At 59.5% G+C, this 18,558-nt stretch carries 11 protein-coding genes; all 11 read left to right on the top strand.

The genetic code is table 11. From position 1 onward, the window contains the following. The first annotated feature begins 108 nt into the window (after positions 1 to 108). The 11 genes from AC559A_RS16185 (at position 109) to AC559A_RS16235 (ending at position 18,449) form a co-directional block, all read left to right on the top strand. Positions 109 to 2,736 (top strand): ATP-binding protein, encoded by a 2,628-nt coding sequence (locus AC559A_RS16185; protein WP_498818739.1) that lies wholly within the window; start codon positions 109 to 111, stop codon positions 2,734 to 2,736. An 18-nt stretch (positions 2,737 to 2,754) separates the two neighbouring features. After that, positions 2,755 to 5,289, top strand: coding sequence for a response regulator (locus AC559A_RS16190; protein WP_498818741.1), 2,535 nt, complete (start codon positions 2,755 to 2,757; stop codon positions 5,287 to 5,289). 34 nt (positions 5,290 to 5,323) lie between these two features. Further along, complete coding sequence (locus tag AC559A_RS16195; RefSeq protein WP_498818743.1) at positions 5,324 to 5,692, top strand: PAS domain-containing protein; 369 nt, start codon at positions 5,324 to 5,326, stop codon at positions 5,690 to 5,692. 307 nt (positions 5,693 to 5,999) lie between these two features. Continuing rightward, the gene (locus tag AC559A_RS16200) at positions 6,000 to 8,105 is read left to right on the top strand and encodes a methyl-accepting chemotaxis protein (protein WP_498818745.1); all 2,106 of its coding nucleotides are present in this window, start codon (positions 6,000 to 6,002) and stop codon (positions 8,103 to 8,105) included. Between the two features lie 5 nt (positions 8,106 to 8,110). Next, positions 8,111 to 10,081 (top strand): methyl-accepting chemotaxis protein, encoded by a 1,971-nt coding sequence (locus AC559A_RS16205; RefSeq protein ID WP_498818747.1) that lies wholly within the window; start codon positions 8,111 to 8,113, stop codon positions 10,079 to 10,081. A gap of 205 nt (positions 10,082 to 10,286) precedes the next feature. Beyond that, positions 10,287 to 10,616, top strand: a complete 330-nt coding sequence (locus AC559A_RS16210; protein WP_498818749.1) for an STAS domain-containing protein — start codon at positions 10,287 to 10,289, stop codon at positions 10,614 to 10,616. A 5-nt stretch (positions 10,617 to 10,621) separates the two neighbouring features. Continuing rightward, positions 10,622 to 10,984: a response regulator gene (locus AC559A_RS16215; protein ID WP_028572037.1), complete on the top strand. Its 363-nt coding sequence runs from the start codon at positions 10,622 to 10,624 to the stop codon at positions 10,982 to 10,984. A 232-nt stretch (positions 10,985 to 11,216) separates the two neighbouring features. Then, positions 11,217 to 13,370 (top strand): chemotaxis protein CheA, encoded by a 2,154-nt coding sequence (locus tag AC559A_RS16220; protein WP_028572036.1) that lies wholly within the window; start codon positions 11,217 to 11,219, stop codon positions 13,368 to 13,370. Next, positions 13,367 to 14,557, top strand: coding sequence for a response regulator (locus tag AC559A_RS16225; protein WP_498818752.1), 1,191 nt, complete (start codon positions 13,367 to 13,369; stop codon positions 14,555 to 14,557). The genes AC559A_RS16220 and AC559A_RS16225 overlap by 4 nt, the downstream gene beginning before the upstream one ends. 8 nt (positions 14,558 to 14,565) lie before the next feature. Continuing rightward, positions 14,566 to 18,057 carry a hybrid sensor histidine kinase/response regulator gene (locus AC559A_RS16230; RefSeq protein ID WP_498818754.1) on the top strand — a complete coding sequence of 1,164 codons (3,492 nt, stop codon included), beginning with the start codon at positions 14,566 to 14,568 and terminating at the stop codon, positions 18,055 to 18,057. Further along, on the top strand, positions 18,054 to 18,449 hold the full coding sequence (locus tag AC559A_RS16235; protein ID WP_028572034.1) for a response regulator: 396 nt from the start codon (positions 18,054 to 18,056) through the stop codon (positions 18,447 to 18,449). Before AC559A_RS16230 ends, AC559A_RS16235 begins: the two co-directional genes overlap by 4 nt. Positions 18,450 to 18,558 lie beyond the last annotated feature (109 nt).

The raw sequence follows: 18,558 nt of genomic DNA on the forward strand, positions 1-18,558 counted from the left end.
AAACGTGGAGAATTTCATCATGATAGTCTACCTAATCGCGGCTCCGATTCAGATATTAATAACATCATGAATTCCACATCAAACGTCGAAGAACCCAAAAAGGCGGATATGAAGCAGCTCAAAGACATGCGCATCGGGACGCAAATCAAGATCGGCATGGGCGCGATCCTGCTGCTGGTAGCCATGCTTGCGGCCCTGGCCTGGTTTCAGACGGATCAGCTCTGGCAGCAAACCAGGGTGCTTTACGACCATCCCCTGGAAGTACGCAGGGCCATCGGGGAACTGAAAGCCGACGTCCTGACCATACATTGGGCCATGGATGAATTTTTCGAGCACGACACTCCCCGAGACGTGGAACACCTCCATTCACTGATCACGGCTCGCGAGGCCAATGCCAGAGCACAGTTCGAGATTCTGTTCGACCGCTATTCCGGGGATCAAGCGGATATCCAGGTCTTGTTCCAGGCCGTGGAGGCATGTCGGACGAACCGGCAGGAGGTTCTCCGGCTGTTGCGGGCCGGGGATGCCGAAACGGCCCGGGCCGTGAATATCCACAAGGATGTCGGACCGGATGCCCCCCATTTGCGGGAGGTGATGGGCCTGCTTCAGAAGGTGGACGCTACTTCCCGCAATTACGCGGAACGGTATTTTCAATCCGCATCGACCCACCACCGGACCATGTTTGCCAAGATGGCGCTCTCCGTGACCGCCATCATTTTATTGACGGCAACCATCGGTTATTTCCTTTATGCCTGGATCAGCAGGCCCCTGAGGGAACTGACGGTCCTGGCAAGACGGTTTCGGGAAGGAGATTTCGGCGTCCGCGGCCTCGACGCACCAGCCAATGAATTCGGAACGCTTGCGGATACGTTCAACCAGATGGCGGAATCCATATCCTCGCAGATGGAATTCCGGAATATCAACGACCATATTTCGGAAGCCCTGTTGAGCGCCAACGACCTCCCTGTTTTCAGAAAAGAACTCCTGAACACGCTGATGGAAGCGACCGATTCCCAGATGGGGGCGTATTTCAAACGCAACTCCGCGGAAGACGTCTTTGAGCCGTTCGCCTCCATCGGGGTCGACCGGGATCGGTTGAGGCCGTTTGACGCATCCACATTGGAAGGGGAAATCGGAAAAGTCCTGGCCACCGGGAAAATGGTCCACCTGCGGGACATTCCCGGCGATTCGGTTTTTCACTTCAGAACCTTTGCGGGGTCTCTGCCGCCCAAGGAGATGATCAGTTTTCCCATCATTCTCGACGACGGCGTCAGGGGGGTCATTTCCCTGGCCAGCGTCAAGGGGTATGCCCAGAAATCTCTCGATATCCTGAACCTGCCGTGGGCCACTCTCGTGCATACGGTCTTTGCCAACCTCGTGGCCAATGACAGGACCCGGCGGTTGTCCGAAGAGTTGCTGGAGAACAATCAGGAACTTCAGGTTCAGCAGGAGGAATTGCTTGCCCAGGCCGAGGAACTGCAAGCTCAGAACGAGGAACTGCATGCCCAGGCCGAGGAACTGGAGCGCCAGCGACAGGCCGTGGAAGAGGCCACCCGCCTCAAAAGCCAGTTCCTTTCCAACATGAGCCACGAATTACGCACGCCTCTGAACTCCGTGATGGCCCTGTCCCGCGTGCTGATGATGCAGGCCGGGTCCAAGCTCAGTGAGGAAGAGACGGGCTACCTGGAAATCATCGAGCGCAACGGAAAGAATCTGCTGGCCTTGATCAACGATATTCTGGATCTTTCCAAGATCGAGGCCGGCAGGATGGACGTCCACCCAAAGCCGTTCGCTCTTGGCCAGACACTGGAAAACGTCCTAGAAAGCATCATGCCCCTGGCCAGGGAAAAGCGGATTGACCTCCACCACGACATCCCCGTGGACCTCCCGACCATTGAAAGCGACGAGTTTCGGGTCACCCAGGTTCTGCAAAACCTGCTCGGCAATGCCGTCAAGTTTACGGATACGGGCGGCGTCAGCGTTTCCGTTCGTGCTGAACAGGAAAAGGTCTTCCTGCGGGTCACGGATACGGGCATCGGCATCGCGAAAAGCGATCTGCCGCATATCTTTGATGAATTTCGTCAGGCAGACGGCTCGTCGTCCAGAAGGCATGAAGGGACCGGTCTCGGTCTGACTATTGCCCGAAAGGCAGCCAGACTGCTTGGCGGCGACATTTCGGTGGAGAGCGCTCCGGGCAAGGGATCGACTTTTACCCTTACCCTTCCGTTGACATGGCGGGGGGCGGCGCTAATCCCTGAGCCGGTGAGTATTAAGCCGCTTTCTGAGGATGGCATAATGCGCTCCCATGCTTTCGTCTCCATGGGCGAGCGGTCCCATCAGCCCCAAATTTTACTGGTGGAGGATAACGAGGCGGCGATTATCCAGGTCCGGTCCGTGCTGGAATCCGCCGGGTATGCGGTGGACGTGGCCAGAGACGGCCGGGAAGCCCTCGATTTCGTGACCCAAGTCATCCCGGACGGGATCGTCCTGGACCTGATGATGCCCCAGGTGGACGGGTTCGCCGTGCTGGAAAAAACCAGGAGCACGTCGGCCACGGCGAACATCCCGGTTCTGGTGCTCACGGCCAAGGACCTGACGCCCGATGACCTCAAGCGCCTTTCCGCCAACAACATCCAGCAACTGGTGCAAAAGGGAGATGTGGACCGGGAGAGCCTGCTGAACAAGGTATCGGCCATGGTTGGGGGGATGCCCGGAACGTCGAAAAACCAGGCATAAAGTCGAGCAGAGGGAATCATGCCGAAGATACTCGCCATTGACGACAAGAAAGACAATCTGGTCAGCCTCGGCGCATTGCTCAGGAATCTGATGCCCGAATGCACCGTGATCACCGCTGAGTCCGGCTATGAAGGGATTGAAAAGGCGGTACGGGAATCGCCGGATGTCATCCTGCTGGATGTGCAGATGCCCGGTATGGACGGTTTTGAAACCTGCCGCGGTTTGAAGGCTGAAGAGAAGACCAAGTCCATTCCGGTGATCATGATCACGGCCATCAGGACCGAGGCGCAAAGCAGGATCAAGGGCCTGGAGATCGGTGCCGACGCTTTTCTTTCCAAGCCCATTGACGAGCAGGAGCTGGTTTCCCAGGTCAAGGTGGCCCTGCGGATCAAGGCCGCGGAGGATGCCCTGCGCAGGGAACGTGACTGCCTGGAAGAAATCGTTCTGGCGAGGACCGCGGAGCTGCGCGAGAGCGAGGCCCGATTCAGGGCCCTGCACAATGCCTCCTTTGGGGGAATTACCATCCACGAAAAGGGCGTCATCCTGGAGTGCAATCGCGGCCTGTCTGATTTGACGGGATTCTCATACGAAGAATTGATCGGGATGAACGGCCTGCTGCTGATATCCGAGAAGACCCGCGACACCGTGGTGCGCAACATCCAAGCCGGATACGAACAGTCCTACGAGGCCGTCGGCGTCCGGAAGAACGGGAAAGAGTACCCACTCCGACTGGAAGCGCGCAACATCCCTTACAAGGGCAAAGACGTTAGGGTTGTGGAATTCCGGGACATCACGGAACAGAAACGGGCTGAAGAGTCGCTTCGCGAGGCGAACGACTACCTGAGCAAGCTGATCAGGTATGCGAACGCGCCGATTATTGTCTGGAATACCGATCTGCGCATTACGGAATTCAACAAGGCTTTCGAGCAGATTACCGGCCTGACCCGGTCTGAAGCCGTGGGTCGGCATATCTCCATTCTTTTTCCAGAAGAACTGAAGGACTCTTCCCTGGCCCTGATCCGGCAGGCCCTTCATGGAGATCATTGGGAAGTGGTGGAGATTCCCATCCAACACCGCAATGGCAACATCCATACCGTGCTGTGGAACTCCGCGAACATCCAGGGACAGGCAGGTCAAATCATCGCCACCATCGCCCAGGGTCAGGACATCACGGAGCGCAAGGCAGCTGAACAGTCCCTGGTCAAGGCCAAGGAGCAGGCCGAGGCCGCGAATATCGCCAAGTCCGAATTCCTGGCCAATATGAGTCATGAACTGCGCACGCCCTTCAACGGGATCATGGGCATGATGCAGCTTTTGCAGGCCACGTCCCTGGATGAGGAGCAGCGCGAGTTCGTCTCCCTGGCCATCACATCATCCGAACGGTTCACCCGCCTGCTCTCGGACATCCTCGACCTCTCCAGCATCGAGTCGGGCAAAATGGTCATTTGTCCCGCGCAATTCGACCTTGGAGAATTGCTGGAGTCCATATCCGGCCTGTTCGCCATCGGCGCCCGGCAAAAAGAAATCGCCCTGGAATGTTCCATGGATAATGACGTGCCCAGGCAGGTCATGGGCGATGCGATTCGGGTCAAGCAGATCCTGTTCAATCTGGTGGGCAACGCCCTGAAGTTCACGGAGGAGGGGACCGTCCAGATTCACCTGAGCGCGCTTTCCGCCGCCAAAGGCGGAGACACACGGATCATGGTGTCCATTGCCGATACCGGCATCGGCATTCCAGAGGACAAATTCAAGGATTTATTCCAGCCTTTCTCCCAGGTGGACGGCTCCTATACCCGAGCGCACCAGGGCGCGGGACTCGGCTTGGTCATCGTCCGTCGGCTTGTTGCCTTGATGGGCGGAAACATCGACGTGGAGAGCGTGGTCGGCCAAGGGACCACCGTGCATGTGGTCCTTCCGTTTGCCCTGCCGGGACGGGACGTTCCCGAACCGGCCCATGCGATGGCAGGCTCCGGAGAGGCAAAGATGCGCCTGAACATCCTTGTGGCTGAAGACGACCCCCTGAACCAGTTGTTTATGCGCTCGATCCTGAAAAAACTCGGGCACTCAGTGACCTTGGCCCAGAATGGCCAGGAGGCCATGGAGTTCTGGAGGCAGAGCGTGTTCGACTGCATCCTGATGGACATCCAGATGCCGGTGATGACCGGGGTGGAGGCGACGCAGCGCATTCGCGCCATGGAGGTTCACGGTTCACGGTTCAACGGTTCAACGGTTGGCGAGATAGCGGTTTACGGTATTGGTGTAGGGGCGCACCGCGGTGCGCCCGACGGGGTCGCGCCAAATGCACCATCTCCCGACAACACCCCCTCCCCAACCGTGAACCGTGAACCCTTGAACCGTGAACCCTCCAAAACTGTGAACCGTGAACCACACGATCGTGAACCCAGAATCCCGATTATCGCCGTGACCGCCCACACCCAGCCCGGCGACAGGGAAGGATTCCTGGCCGCGGGCATGGACGACTATCTGGGCAAGCCGGTGGGGATCAAGGATTTGGAAAAGGTGTTGGAGAGGTACGCACGGCAGGCAGTCTGAGCACTATGCAATCGTGATATTCAAAGCAAAACCCATGAAGCACAACAACGACAACGTCCCCGGCTTTGAAACCCTCGGCCCGGATGGGCAAGGCAAGCCCGGAGAAACTCCGTTCAACACCAGGGATTTCACTTCGCGCAAAGAGGCTGGGATCGCTTTGGAAGAAAGTGAGCAACGCTATCGAAGCTACATCAACAACATGCCGTATGGCATGTTTGTCGCTGATGAGCAGGGCCGCTTCCAGTTCGTCAACCCGTCGGCCTGCGAGCTTTCGGGTTACGAAGAGCATGAACTGCTGGGCATGAAGATTCTGGAACTGGTATCCAGGCAGTCCCGTCGGGCCGGAGTGCGGCTGTTTCGGCAAGTCATGGAGCACGGCAAGGGCCCTGAAGGGGCGACCTAAATGAAAGGGACGTTTCCAAAAAACTTGTATGCTCCCCTTGAAAAAAGGAGTCGGGCAGTGCCGTCTCAGGACAGATTCGTTCTCGATTCTCCGCGCTATCGGATCGAAATCGAAATCGTGATCGATATCGAACGTTCCTATTCCGATTTCCATCACGATTTGGATTGTTGATGAGAACAGATTTGCCGTGCTTTTGTCCTTCCTGTCTCTTGGTTTTTTGTGAAATTCAGCGTATCGGACAAGAAAAGATACAGTGGCTGTTGATGCAGGCTGCACTGATGTCGACGGGATCAAAAGGAGCAACAATATGGCGGGAACGAATCAGGTGAATCCGCGAGTCGTGGTCTGGGGTCTGAGCATTGTCGCGCTGGGTTTTTTCGCCGCGGCGCAGTGGTCGGAATTTTGGTGGCTGTTCGGTTTCGGCGCGGTGGCGCTGGGCTGGGCGGCCTTTTTTGCGACCTCGTCCGCGGGCAAGCCCTCACCTCTGGCCGTGCAGGCCGCCGAGGCCGTGGCGGACGGCAAGCCTGTTGACCTGGAAGCCCTGGAGCAATCCGGCGGCGTGGACGGGTTGCTCGGCGGGTTGGTCCGGGCGGTCCAGGACAATCGGCGTGACGCCCGGTTTCTGCGTCAAGGACTGGCCGACCTGAAAGCCCCGGTGCTGCTCTGTGATGCCCAGCGGCGGATCGTCTCCGCCAACGCGGCCTTTTGCGCGGTCCTGGGCAAAACCGAGGATCAGGTCCGGACTAGGCCGCTGAAGGATGTCCTGTTCGGCTCTTCCGGCGGAGCTGCCTCGGCGGTAGAGCTGGAAACGGCGTTGGCCGAAGGACGGGCGCTGGACGCGGAGCTTTCCCTGAAGCTGGCCAATGGGAAAGCCTGGTCCGTGCGCTGCGTGCTGGCTCCGGTGCGGGACGGCGCGGAGCCGCTGAGCGGTTTTGTGTTGCTGTGCATGGACATGGGCGCCATGAAGGAGCAACGGGATCGCCTGGAGGATGAGAACCGCAAGCGCCGGGTTTTGGGCGAGGATATCAACGAATTGTCCCAGCGCGTGGCCTCGGCCTCGGAGGAGCTTTCGGCCTCGGCCGACGAGCAGGCCCGAGGAGCCATGCAGCAAAAGGGGCAGACCGATTCCGTGGCCACGGCCATGGAGGAAATGGCGGCCACGGTTCTGGAGGTGGCCAAGAATTCGTCCAATGCTTCCCAGGCGGCCGAAGAAGCCAAGGCTTCAGCCAGTGAGGGGGTGGTGCTGGTGGAAAAGGCTGTGGCCGGGATCAACGGCGTGGCCGGTTCGGCCCGTGAGTTGGCCCAGGTGCTGACCCAGCTCAATGAACAGGCCGGGGCCATCGGCAAGATCATCAACGTGATCAACGACATCGCGGACCAGACCAATCTCTTGGCCTTGAACGCGGCCATCGAAGCGGCTCGGGCCGGAGACGCCGGGCGAGGGTTCGCCGTGGTGGCCGACGAGGTGCGCAAGCTGGCCGAGAAGACCATGACCGCGACCAAGGAAGTGGAGCACGCCGTCCTGACCATCCAGGGTCGGTCCAAGGACGCGGTGGCCTCCATGGAACAGACCGAGCGCCAGGTCCGGGAAAGCACCGAACTCTCCAATAAGGCCGGCGAATCCCTGCGCCTGATCATGCAGCGGGTAGAGGAGGTGGTTTCCCAGGTCTCCCAGATCGCCGCCGCCGCGGAAGAGCAGTCCGCCGCCGCGGAAGAAATCAACCACAGCATCGAGGGCATCGCCCAGATCGCCCATGAAGCCGACGAGGGCGCGGGCCAGACCGCCGCGGCCACCCGGGACTTGGCTCAATTGGCTCAGGAATTGCTTTCCGCCTCTCAGAAATTCAGCGGAGCCGGGTCGGACATGAGCAAACTGGCGGCTTCGGAAGGGCAGATGAAAGGGGTGCTGCCCAAGCTGATGCAGGAATTCGTCAAGGAGAAATTCGGCCAGGACGTTTACAAAAAGCTGCAAGAAGAACTGGGCAGTCCGGTCTTCCTGCCCACGGCCAGCTATCCGGATCAGGTCTTGCAGCAAATGGCCGGGATCGTCAGCCGGATCACCAAGAAGAGCAAGCGGGATGTGCTCATGGGCCTGGGGATGTACACCGTGCCTCAGTTTCACAAGATGTACGGGCGCTATTTCAACGCCAAGAATCTCAAGGATTTCTATCTGAAAATGAACGACATCCACGCCCAGCTGACCAAGGATCATCCGGGCATCAAGCCGCCCAACTTCACCTATGAGGACAAGGGCGACGTACTGTTCATGAACTACCGCTCCAAGCGCGGGCTGTTCGACTACTTCGAGGGCATTTTGAAAAGCGCGGCCCAGTTCATGAAGGAACGGGTGGACGTGACGGTCAAGCCGCTGGACGAGCACACGGCCAGGGCGGAAATCCGGTTCCACAAGTAACCGCCATGGCTGCCGAATCGACGACGCATTCCGGCTTTAATCCGGAACGGTTTCCGGAACATGCCCGGGAGTGGGCCCAGATCCTGGAGGCTCTGGGCCGCGATGTGGCCCGGGTCATTCCGGATCGGGAAGAGGCGTTTTTGGCCTTGGGCGCGGACATCCAGGCCTTTTCGTCCAAGTCCAAGGCCATGGCCAAGCAAGCCTCGGCCCTGACCGAACTGACCGCCGGCCAAGAGATCGTCCAGATCGTCGAGACCCTGGGCGGCGAGCTGGACCAGATCAATGCGGTTTGCGGCCTGTCCTGCCGAAGGGACGATCTGCATCGGCTGGAGCAGGTGGTGGAGCTGATCGGTTCCCTGGAGCGACGCACCGGCAGTTTCCGCAAGATCGTCCGCACTTTGCAAATGCTCGGCGTAACCACGCGGATCGAAAGCGCCCGCCTGGGGGAGAAGGGCCGGGGGTTCATGAATCTGGCCGGGCAAGTGGACAGCCTGGGCCGGAACATCATCGATCACTGGGCCAAGATCCAGGCCGACGCCAAGCACCTGGGCGAACAGGTTTCCTCGGCCCTGGTCCGGACCGACACCCTGGTCCGGGAACAACAGGCCGTGACCGAGGAGGCCCTGAGCAGCGGCCAGGCCAACTTGGCGACCCTGGGCCGCCTGTCCGAGCATTCCGCCGACGCTTCGCGGACGTTGTCCAGGCGGACCGGAGAGGTCAGCCGCCATGTCGGCTCCATTGTCGCCTCCCTCCAGTTTCACGACATCACCCGGCAGCAGGTGGAGCACGTCTGCGAGGCCGTGGAAGACATGGTCCGGATGCTCGGCGAGGAAGCGGAGAACGGAACCAGTGAGGCCGATCACCAGAGAATGCAGGAGACGGCGTGCTGGATCGCGGATGTCTGTTCCTTGCAGGCCTCCCAGCTAAGCCATTGCAGCAAGGCCTTTGAACAGGCCATCGACACCCTGATCGCCGACTTGTCCAGCATTGCCGAGACCGTGAACGGCCTGAACCGGGACCTGGGCGGAATGCTGCGTTCCGAAGGGGATTCCAGCCGGAATGTGCTGGACCAGATCGGGGCCAATGTCCACCATTTAATCGACTTCATGCGCGGGTTCGGGGCCAAGAGCGAGGAACTGGGCGCGATCATGGTCCGGGTGGCCGAGACCGTGGCCCAGATGGCCGGGTTTGTCGGGAACATCGAGGAAGTGGGCTCGGAGATCGAGCTGATCGCCCTGAACGCCAGCGTCCAGGCGGCCCACACCGGCGACGAGGGGCTGGCCCTGGGCGTTCTGGCCGGGGCCATTCAGCGCCTGTCCATGGACGCCAGGACCGTGACCGACGAGGTGGCCGGGGAATTGCGGGCCATAGCCGACCATGCCCTGGAACTGCAAAAGCTGTCCGACGTTTCCGCGGACGCCCGGCGGATGGAGCAAATGATGGGGCGGCTGGAGGAAATGATCAACAGCTTGCGCAACCTGAACCGGCAAACCATGGACATGTTCGATGGGATTCGGGCCGATGGAGACGTTTTGTGTCAAGACCTTCAAGCCCAGATTGAAGGGATCACTTTTCACCATGACGTGCTTCAGGACTTGACCCGGGCCAGGGGGACCTTTGAGCAGCTCGCGGACCAGGCCTTGGTCCAATCCTCGGCGGACTGTGATCCGTCCAGGCGACCCGAGCGTTTGAAGGAACTGTTGGCCCGATATACCATGGAAGCCGAGCGCATGGTCCATCTGGGGGGAGAGCACGGCGAGGCCGCCGCGGCGGAAAGCGACGATGTGGAGTTGTTCGGCGATGATGATGGTGTCGAGCTGTTCGGCGACGACGATGCCGTTGAACTGTTCGGTGACAACTACGTGGAGTTGTTTGAAAGCGACGACGGCGTGGAGTTGTTCGACGATCTTGAATCCGAGAGCAAGGACGACAAACGTCGCAAGGAAGATTTCGGCGACAACGTGGAATTGTTTTGACGATTTTGTAGTGACCGGATCAACTACGCATTGGTGTCAGGCTCGAAATCGAAATCAAAATCGGTATCGAAATCGAGAAAAAACAATACATTATTGAAGGACGTCGAGAGCGATTCCTATCTCGATTTCGATTTCGATACCGAACATGATCTGATTATCTGTGTGATGTCGAATGCAAAGCGGACGTATCAGAAGGAGCCAAGCTATGGGAGAATGGGAGATATCCATTCCGGAACCTACGACCCGGCTGCTGAAGCTTTCCGGGCGCTGGGGGGTGGAAGGAGCCGAGGAGTTGCACCAGGCATTTACGCAACTTCTCGAACAGGCGACGGATATCGGAGTCGCGCTCCATGTCGACTTGGAAGGCCTGGAAGACGTGGATTTGGCTTTTTTTCAGGTCCTCGGTTCAGCGACTAAATCGATGGGGTCGAATGAACTGCATTTCGTGAACATCCCGGAGCACGTCATGACGAAAGCGGAGTGGATAGGCTTTGCTCCCCGGCATGTCGTCGGGATTTTTAGGAAAGGAGCTTAATGAGTATGTCCAAGCGAATTATGACCGTGGATGATTCCAGCAGCGTTCGTCAGATGGTCGGCTTTACTCTGAAGGACGCCGGCTACGAGGTCGTCGAGGCCGTGGATGGAAAAGACGCACTGACCAAGCTGTCCGGGCCCGTGGACATGATCATCACGGACTTGAACATGCCGAACATGGACGGCATCGAGTTGATCCGCCAAGTCCGGGCCCTGCCCAACTACAAGTTCGTCCCCATCGTGATGCTGACCACGGAGTCCCAGGTTGAAAAGAAGCAGGTCGGCAAGGAAGCCGGGGCCACGGGGTGGATCGTCAAGCCGTTCAAGCCGGAGCAATTGCTGGCCGTGGTGAAGAAGGTCGTCAGGTAGTCTTTTTTGCCATGGATTGGTTGGGATGGTTCGTTTTGTCAGGAAAATCGGTTGGCACATTCGTGTACGGTTGTCCATGTTCAGGCCGTAGGGGCGACCGGCCGGTCGCCCCTACACCGAACGAATGCCGGAAAGAAGGCGTTGCGATTTGTCAACCAATTCTGAACCATCCCGATTTGTTGCACGGGGAAAGGTTGGAGTCCGGGTGTGAAGACGGAAGGGAGATGACGCCATGAGTCGTGATGAGCAGATGCAGCAGGCCAAAGAAGCCTATTTGGAAGAGGCTCGGGAACTGCTGGGAGACCTGGAAGACGCCCTGTTGGAATTGGAGTCCGACCCCGAGGATCGCGAACTGATCAACCGGGTATTCCGGTCCATGCACACGATCAAGGGTTCCGGTGCGATGTTCGGTTTCGACGACATCGCCATGTTCACCCACGAACTGGAAACCGTGTTCGATCTGGTCCGCAACGACGAATTGCGCGTCACTTCGGAATTGCTGGATTTGACCCTCAAATCCCGGGACTTGATTCTGGAGATGCTGCACCAGGACGGATGCCACGCGTCTACCTGTCAAGGCGAGTCCGAGCGGATCGTCGCGCGGTTGCGAGGGTTCCTGACGCAAGCCGGAAAAGGGCCGACCGGGTCGACCGCCGACGAGACGGACGTTGAAGGGCCGGAGGCGAGCGGTTCGACCGATGAGCTTTCCACAGTGTACCGGATTAGCTTCAAGCCGGATGCCCGCATTTTTTTGACCGGAACCAACCCCTTGGCCTTGTTGGAAGAATTGGCCGAGCTGGGCAACTGCAAGATCGTGGCCCGGACCGAAAACATCCCCAGGCTGGAGGAAATGGACCCGGTGTCCTGCTACACGTGGTGGGATATGATTCTGGTGACGTCGCGGGGCAGGGAAGCCATTCACGACGTGTTCATTTTCGTGGAGGACGACTGCGAACTGACCATCCAGGAGGTGGAGACGGTCAACCCGGACGACGTGACCCATGTAGGCAAGCGGCTGGGTGAGATTTTGGTCGAGCGCGGAGACGTGAATATCCAGGACCTCAAAGCGATTCTCAAGCAGCAGCGGCCCTTGGGCGAATTGTTGACCCAGGCCGGACTGGTCAGCTCCCAAGGGCTGGAGGCGGCCCTGACCGAGCAGGAAGTGATGCGGGATGTTCGGGCACCTCGGATGGAGCACAAGGAGGCGGTGACCAGCATCCGAGTGGAGGCCGCCAAGCTGGACAAGCTGGGGGACCTGGTGGGCGAGCTGGTTATCGTCCAGGCCCGGCTGACCCAACTCGTGACCCAGCGCCACGACCCGGCCCTGGCCAGCCTGGCCGAGGAACTGGAGCGGCTCAGCGACGAGTTGCGGGACAACACCCTGGGCATCCGGATGCTGCCCATCGGCAGCACCTTCAACAAATTTTTACGGTTGGTCCGGGACCTTTCCAAGGAACTGGGCAAGGAAATCGAACTGGTCACCCAAGGCGGGGAAACCGAGCTGGACAAGAACGTGATCGAGAAGCTCAACGATCCCATGGTCCATCTCTTGCGCAATTCCATCGACCACGGGGTGGAGTCGCCGCAAGCGCGGCAGGCCAAGGGCAAGTCGCGCAAAGGCCGGATCACCCTTTCCGCCGAGCATGCCAGCGGCGAGGTCCTGATCCGGATCATGGACGACGGCGCGGGCATCGAACCGGCCAGGATCCGGGCCAAGGCCCTGGAAAAAGGGCTCATCACCGCGGATTCCGCCCTTTCGGACGACGAGGTGTTGCAACTGGTTTTCCTGCCTGGGTTTTCCACCGCCGAGCAGGTCAGCAACGTGTCCGGGCGCGGCGTGGGCATGGATGTGGTCAAGCGCGGCATCGACGCCCTGCGCGGGGTGATCAAGCTGGAGAGCGTCCCGAACAAAGGCACCAGCGTCCTGATCAAGCTCCCGCTGACCCTGGCGATCATCGACGGGTTGCAGGTGGAGGTGGCCCAGGAACAGTACGTCATTCCGTTGTCCTCGGTGGAGGAATGCGTCGAGTTGGACCGCTTCAAGTCGAATTTCGGCGAGAACGGGGAAATGATCAATCTGCGCGGAGAAGCCGTCCCGTTCATCCGCCTGCGCAACTGGTTCGACCAACAGGGAGCGTTGCAGGCCATCGAGCAAGTGGTGGTCGTCAATGTTCAGGAACAGCGCGTCGGGCTGGTGGTGGACAAGGTCATCGGCCAGCATCAGACCGTGATCAAAAGCCTGGGCCGCGTATACCGCGAACTGGACGGCATCTCCGGAGCGACCATCAACGGAGACGGCACCATGGCCCTGATCCTGGACGTCCAAGCCTTGATCGGCGCCGCGGTGCGGAATGCCGTGCAGTGTGAGGGGACCCAACCAATATGAACAGCGAAGAAATTTCCGCCAGATTGGCCAAACTGGAGCGGATGCTTGAGCAGGCTCGGCGGGGAGCCGAGGAGAGCTCCAAGGTGCGGGATGAGTTTCTGGGGCGGATCAGTCACGAGTTGCGGACCCCGTTGAACGCGATCATGGGGATGACCGAACTGCTGTCCGGCACCGGACTGGACGCGACCCAAGCCAACTACCTGTCCATGATCGACCAATCCACGTCCCAGTTGCTTCGATTGGTCAACGAGATCCTGGATTTTTCCCAGTTGCGGTCCGAGACGGAGGACGAAGACCACGTCGACTTTACCATTGTACAGGATATCCTGCCCCGGTTGCATGCCCAGAAAAAGAAAGCCCTTGATAAAGGACTGCATTTTTTCATGCACGTTGCCCAGGACGTCTCCGGGACCCTGCACGGCGTTCCGGACTGGATCGCCCAGGTGGTGAGTGCGCTGGTGGACAACGCGGTCAAGTTCACGGACTACGGCGAGGTGCTGGTGCATTTCGACTGCGGCCGAGGGAAGATCGGGAAGCCGGTCCTGTGCATCAATGTCACGGACACCGGTATCGGGGTGCCCAGGGAGAGCCAGGAGGTGATCTTCAACAAGCTGGTCACCGGGCCGCATTCCAGGCGCTTTGGCGGCTTGGGCATGGGACTGGCCGTGGCCCGTGAACTTGTGGAGAAAATGGGCGGCGACATCGTCGTGGACAGTGATCTGTACCTGGGAAGCACCTTTTCCGTTTCCCTGCCCCTGCCGAGGCATGCGGTTCGACCGACGGCTTCGGACACGCTTGGCGGTCCGTTCTCGATCCTCCTGGTTGAGGACGAGCCCGTCAACAGGTTCATGACCGAACAACTCCTGAGCAAGCACGGCCACCGGGTGGTCGCCGTGGAGGACGGCGAGCAAGCCCTGGAAGCCCTGGCCGGGGCGACCTTCGACCTGGTGCTGATGGACATCTCCATGCCCGTGCTGGATGGTCTGGAAGCGACCAAGATCATCCGTTCCGGCGAAAGGCCCGACATCAACAAGGATATCCCCATCATCGCCCTGACCGCCATGGTCATGCCCGATGATCGCAAGCGCTGCCTGGCCGCGGGCATGGACGCCTTCGTGACCAAGCCGGTGGAGACGACGAAGCTGGGAGAGGTGATGCACGAGGTCCTGGCAGTTCGACGGCCCTGATTCCACTTATGAAGAGAACCTCCTGGCGTGTTCTTCCGGGGCCGCGTCCGATGGTCGTCCTGGCTCTTGTTCTGACGGTCGGTTTGTTGTTCAGTTGGTGGTCCGTGCGCACTGCCGACCGGATGATGCGCGAGGACTTGTTGCGCCAGGCCCGGTTGGTGACCCAGGCTGTGAAGCCGGACTGGGTGAGAAGCCTCTCCGGGGATCGGTCCGACCTGGAAACGACCGAGTACGCCCGGCTCAAAGAGCACCTGTGGCTGACCAAGTTGGTCGACCACCGTTGGGAATGGCTCTACCTGATGGGCCGCCACGATGACGGAGCGGCCTTTTTTTTTGTGGATTCCGAACCGGACACGGACTGGGAGCCCTCCCTGCCCGGGCAGGTCTACGAGGAAGCCACGGACGAACTCCTGAGCATGTTTGACACGGGCCGAGCTTTGGTGGAGGGACCGGAAACCGACCGCTGGGGGACTTGGGTCAGCGCTCTGGTTCCCCTGATTGATCCGGCTGACGGCACGTTGCTGGCCGTGACGGGCATCGACGTGGAGGCCGGGGACTGGCGGTGGTCGGCGATGCGGGCCGGAATTTTTCCGGCTGTGATGACCCTGGTTCTGGCCGCCGTGTTGATGATCGGATATATGCTGCTGGCCGCTCGTCGGGAGCGGGAGGCCGAAGCCCGGAAAGCCGGGCTCCCTCTGGAAGCCGTGCTGACCGTACTCGTCGGACTCATCCTGACCGTGACCGTCTCCCGGACCCTGCACCGAGCCGAATATCGAAACCATTTCAAGACTTTTTCCTTGCTGGCCGACGTCAAGTCGGCCAATATTCTCGAGAATTTCCAGTATCTTACCGAAAGCGAAAGTCCCGGCTTGGCCTCCCTGCTTGAACTCGTCGACGCGGAGTCCCTGGTTCAAGGCGCGTTGGACGCGGATTCCGGGGCCGGCGGCGAGTCCCTGACGTTCATCAACTTTTATCAACTGCATCCGGACCAGGGCAAAATATTGTTGGGAACCACCGCGGAGCACGGCGGTTCGCGACGGTACGCCTCTTTCGCCCTGACCAGGCCGGTGATGGCCTTTGACAAGACTTACGCCCTGGAGGTCCGTCCGACCCGGGTCTTTGAGAGGCTCAATCCGGTCATGGTCGGCTGGCTGGCGGCCCTGTCCGGTTTGATGATGACCGGGGCCGTCGGGTTGGTGGTGGGCGTAATGGTCCATCGCCGCGAACAGCTCCAGCGACTGATCACCGAGCGGACCCAAGCCTTGCGGGACAGTCGCAACCAGTTCCAGTCCCTGGTCGACAATATTCCCGGCGCCACCTACCGTCGGGATGCCGGAAAGGGACGCGCCTTGCTGTTCGTCAGCGATCCCGTCGAGGCGATCATCGGCTTTTCGGCGCGAGATTTTTTAGGTCCGAGTCCCGCTCTGAACCATCGGGACGTCATCCATCCCGACGACCTGGAATATGTCGTCCGGTCCGTGGCCCAGGCCGTCGCCGACGGCGTTCCGTGGGAAGTGGAGTACCGGGTGCTGCATCGTGACGGGGGCGAACGTTGGGTCTACGAAAAAGGCGGTGAGGTTCGGGACGCGCAAGGGCGGACCGTTTTTCTGGATGGATTCATTCTGGATGTCACGGATCGTCGAAAAGCCGAAGAGAAAATGTTGGATTCGGCCCGGAAGCTGACCCGTAAGAACCTTGAGTTGGATGCCGCTCTGGCCCAGGCCGAGGAAGCGACACGGGCCAAGAGTCAGTTTCTAGCCAATATGAGCCATGAAATCCGGACCCCGCTGAACGCGATCATGGGCATGGCCGAGCTTGCGCGGGGCAAGGGGAGCACGGTTCCTCCGCAACTGGCCCTGCGGACCATCTCCGGAGAGGTCGAAGCCTTGATGGGCATCATCAATGACATTCTGGACTTCTCCAAGATCGAAGCCGGGCATCTTGAGTTGGAATCGACGGTCTTTGATTTGCGGGCCGTCTTCCGTCAGGTGGAGGAGTCCCTGGCCGTGCTGGCCCGGCGCAAAGGGCTGCGGTTCACCTCTCGCGTCACCCCGGAAATCCCCTCGTCCCTGTTGGGAGACGCGGGCCGGTTGCGCCAAGTATTGCTGAATCTTGGCGGGAACGCGATCAAGTTCACCCATGCCGGGGAAGTGTCGATTTCCGCGGACTTGTTGGAGATTCGCGACGACACGGCTCGGGTTCGATTTGAGGTCCGGGACACGGGCATCGGAATTCCGGAGCACAAACACGCCCATATTTTCGAAAGCTTCACTCAGGTGGACGGCTCCACGACACGGGAATACGGCGGAACGGGCCTGGGGTTGGCCATTTGCAAGCGATTCGTGGAACTGATGGGCGGAATTATCTTCCTGGAAAGCGTGGAGAACCAGGGCAGCACCTTCAGCTTTGTCCTGGAGCTCCAAAAGCCTTTCGAATTGGACGCACCTACGCCACGAAAGGACACGGAATCTCCGCCCGGCGTCATGACCGTTCCAACGTCCAGCACGTCCCAGGGCCGGATTCTCCTGGTGGAGGACTACCCCACCAATCGGCAAGTGGCTCTGCACCACCTGTACGGAGCGGGCTACGTCGTGGACGTGGCTGAAAACGGCCTCCAGGCCGTCCGGGCCTTTCAAAAGAAGCCGTACGATCTGATCCTGATGGACGTGCAAATGCCGATCATGGACGGCTGGGACGCGACGAGGGAGATCAGGAAGTTGGAAGAAGAAAATGCTGGGATGCTGGAATCCTGGAATGCTGGAATTGATCAGAAGAGCGATCTTGGCATTTCATATTTCTCCGGCCATGATTCCAGGGAGACGAATTCCGCACAAACTGTATCCCAGCATCCCAGCACCCCAACATCCCAGTATTCCAGCATTCCAGTATTCCAGCATCCCAGAATTCCGATCATCGCCATGACCGCCCATGCGGTGGTGGGATATCGGGAGAAGTGCCTGGCCGCGGGGATGGACGATTATTTGACCAAGCCCATGCGGCGGGAGGAGTTGTTGGCCATGGTGGCCAAGTGGATCGGGACGCCCGGGTCGCCGGAGGTGGAGGCAAAGGCTGTCTTGGTTTCCGTTCAACCTAAGACGACCCTGCCTAACACGACCCAGCCTGAAACGGCCGATCCCGGCGGCGAGCCCATGGATTATCAACGGGCCGTGGAGGAATTCGAAGGGGATGCTGAACTGCTGGAGGAGGTCCTGCAAGGGTTTCTGGACAATGTGGCCCGGCAGATACCGGTGATGGAAGAGGCTCTGGTCTCGGGGGATCACGGAAGCCTGGTCGAGCAGGCCCATGCCATCAAAGGTGGAGCCGCCAATCTGCTGGCGAAGGAGCTGGCCGGGGCGGCCAGGGATATGGAACGGATCGGTAGAAGGGAAGAACTGGCCGAAGAACCGGCGAAAGAACGTGCGGACGGTCAAGCGGTCCTGGAGCGGTTGCGAGAGGCATATCGCCGGCTCTTGGCGTACGCGGAGAGGAGGATGAAATGAAAAGCCTGGTGGTGGATGATGAACTGGTAAGTCGGAGCAAACTGAAAAAAATCATGGAATCCTTTGGCCCCTGCGATGCGGTTGAAGACGGGGATCAAGCCGTGTTGACCGTGATCAAGGCCTTGAATCTGGGGGAGCCCTACGATGTGATCCTGATGGACCTGATGATGCCGGTCATGGACGGCCACGAGGCTCTGAAGCGGATTCGGGCCATTGAGCAGGAACGACGGGTCGAGCCGGGAAAGGAGGCGCGGGTGATCGTGGTTTCCAGCCTGGAGGATCAGAAAAATGTCTGTCAGGCCTTTTTCAAAGGGCTGGCCAGCGTTTACGTAACCAAGCCGGTGAACCGCGAATCCGTGCACACGGCGCTGCGCTCGTTGAACCTGGAATAGTCCGCCGTTCTTCATCACGATACAAATATCCAGGGCGTGCTTGGTATCGAAATCGAGATCGGAATCGAAATCGAAATCGAAATCGAGATCGAGATCGGAATTGCCGTTA

Origin of the sequence: Desulfonatronum zhilinae (assembly GCF_900182865.1) — a bacterium.
GTDB classification, from domain to species: Bacteria; Desulfobacterota; Desulfovibrionia; order Desulfovibrionales; family Desulfonatronaceae; genus Desulfonatronum; species Desulfonatronum lacustre.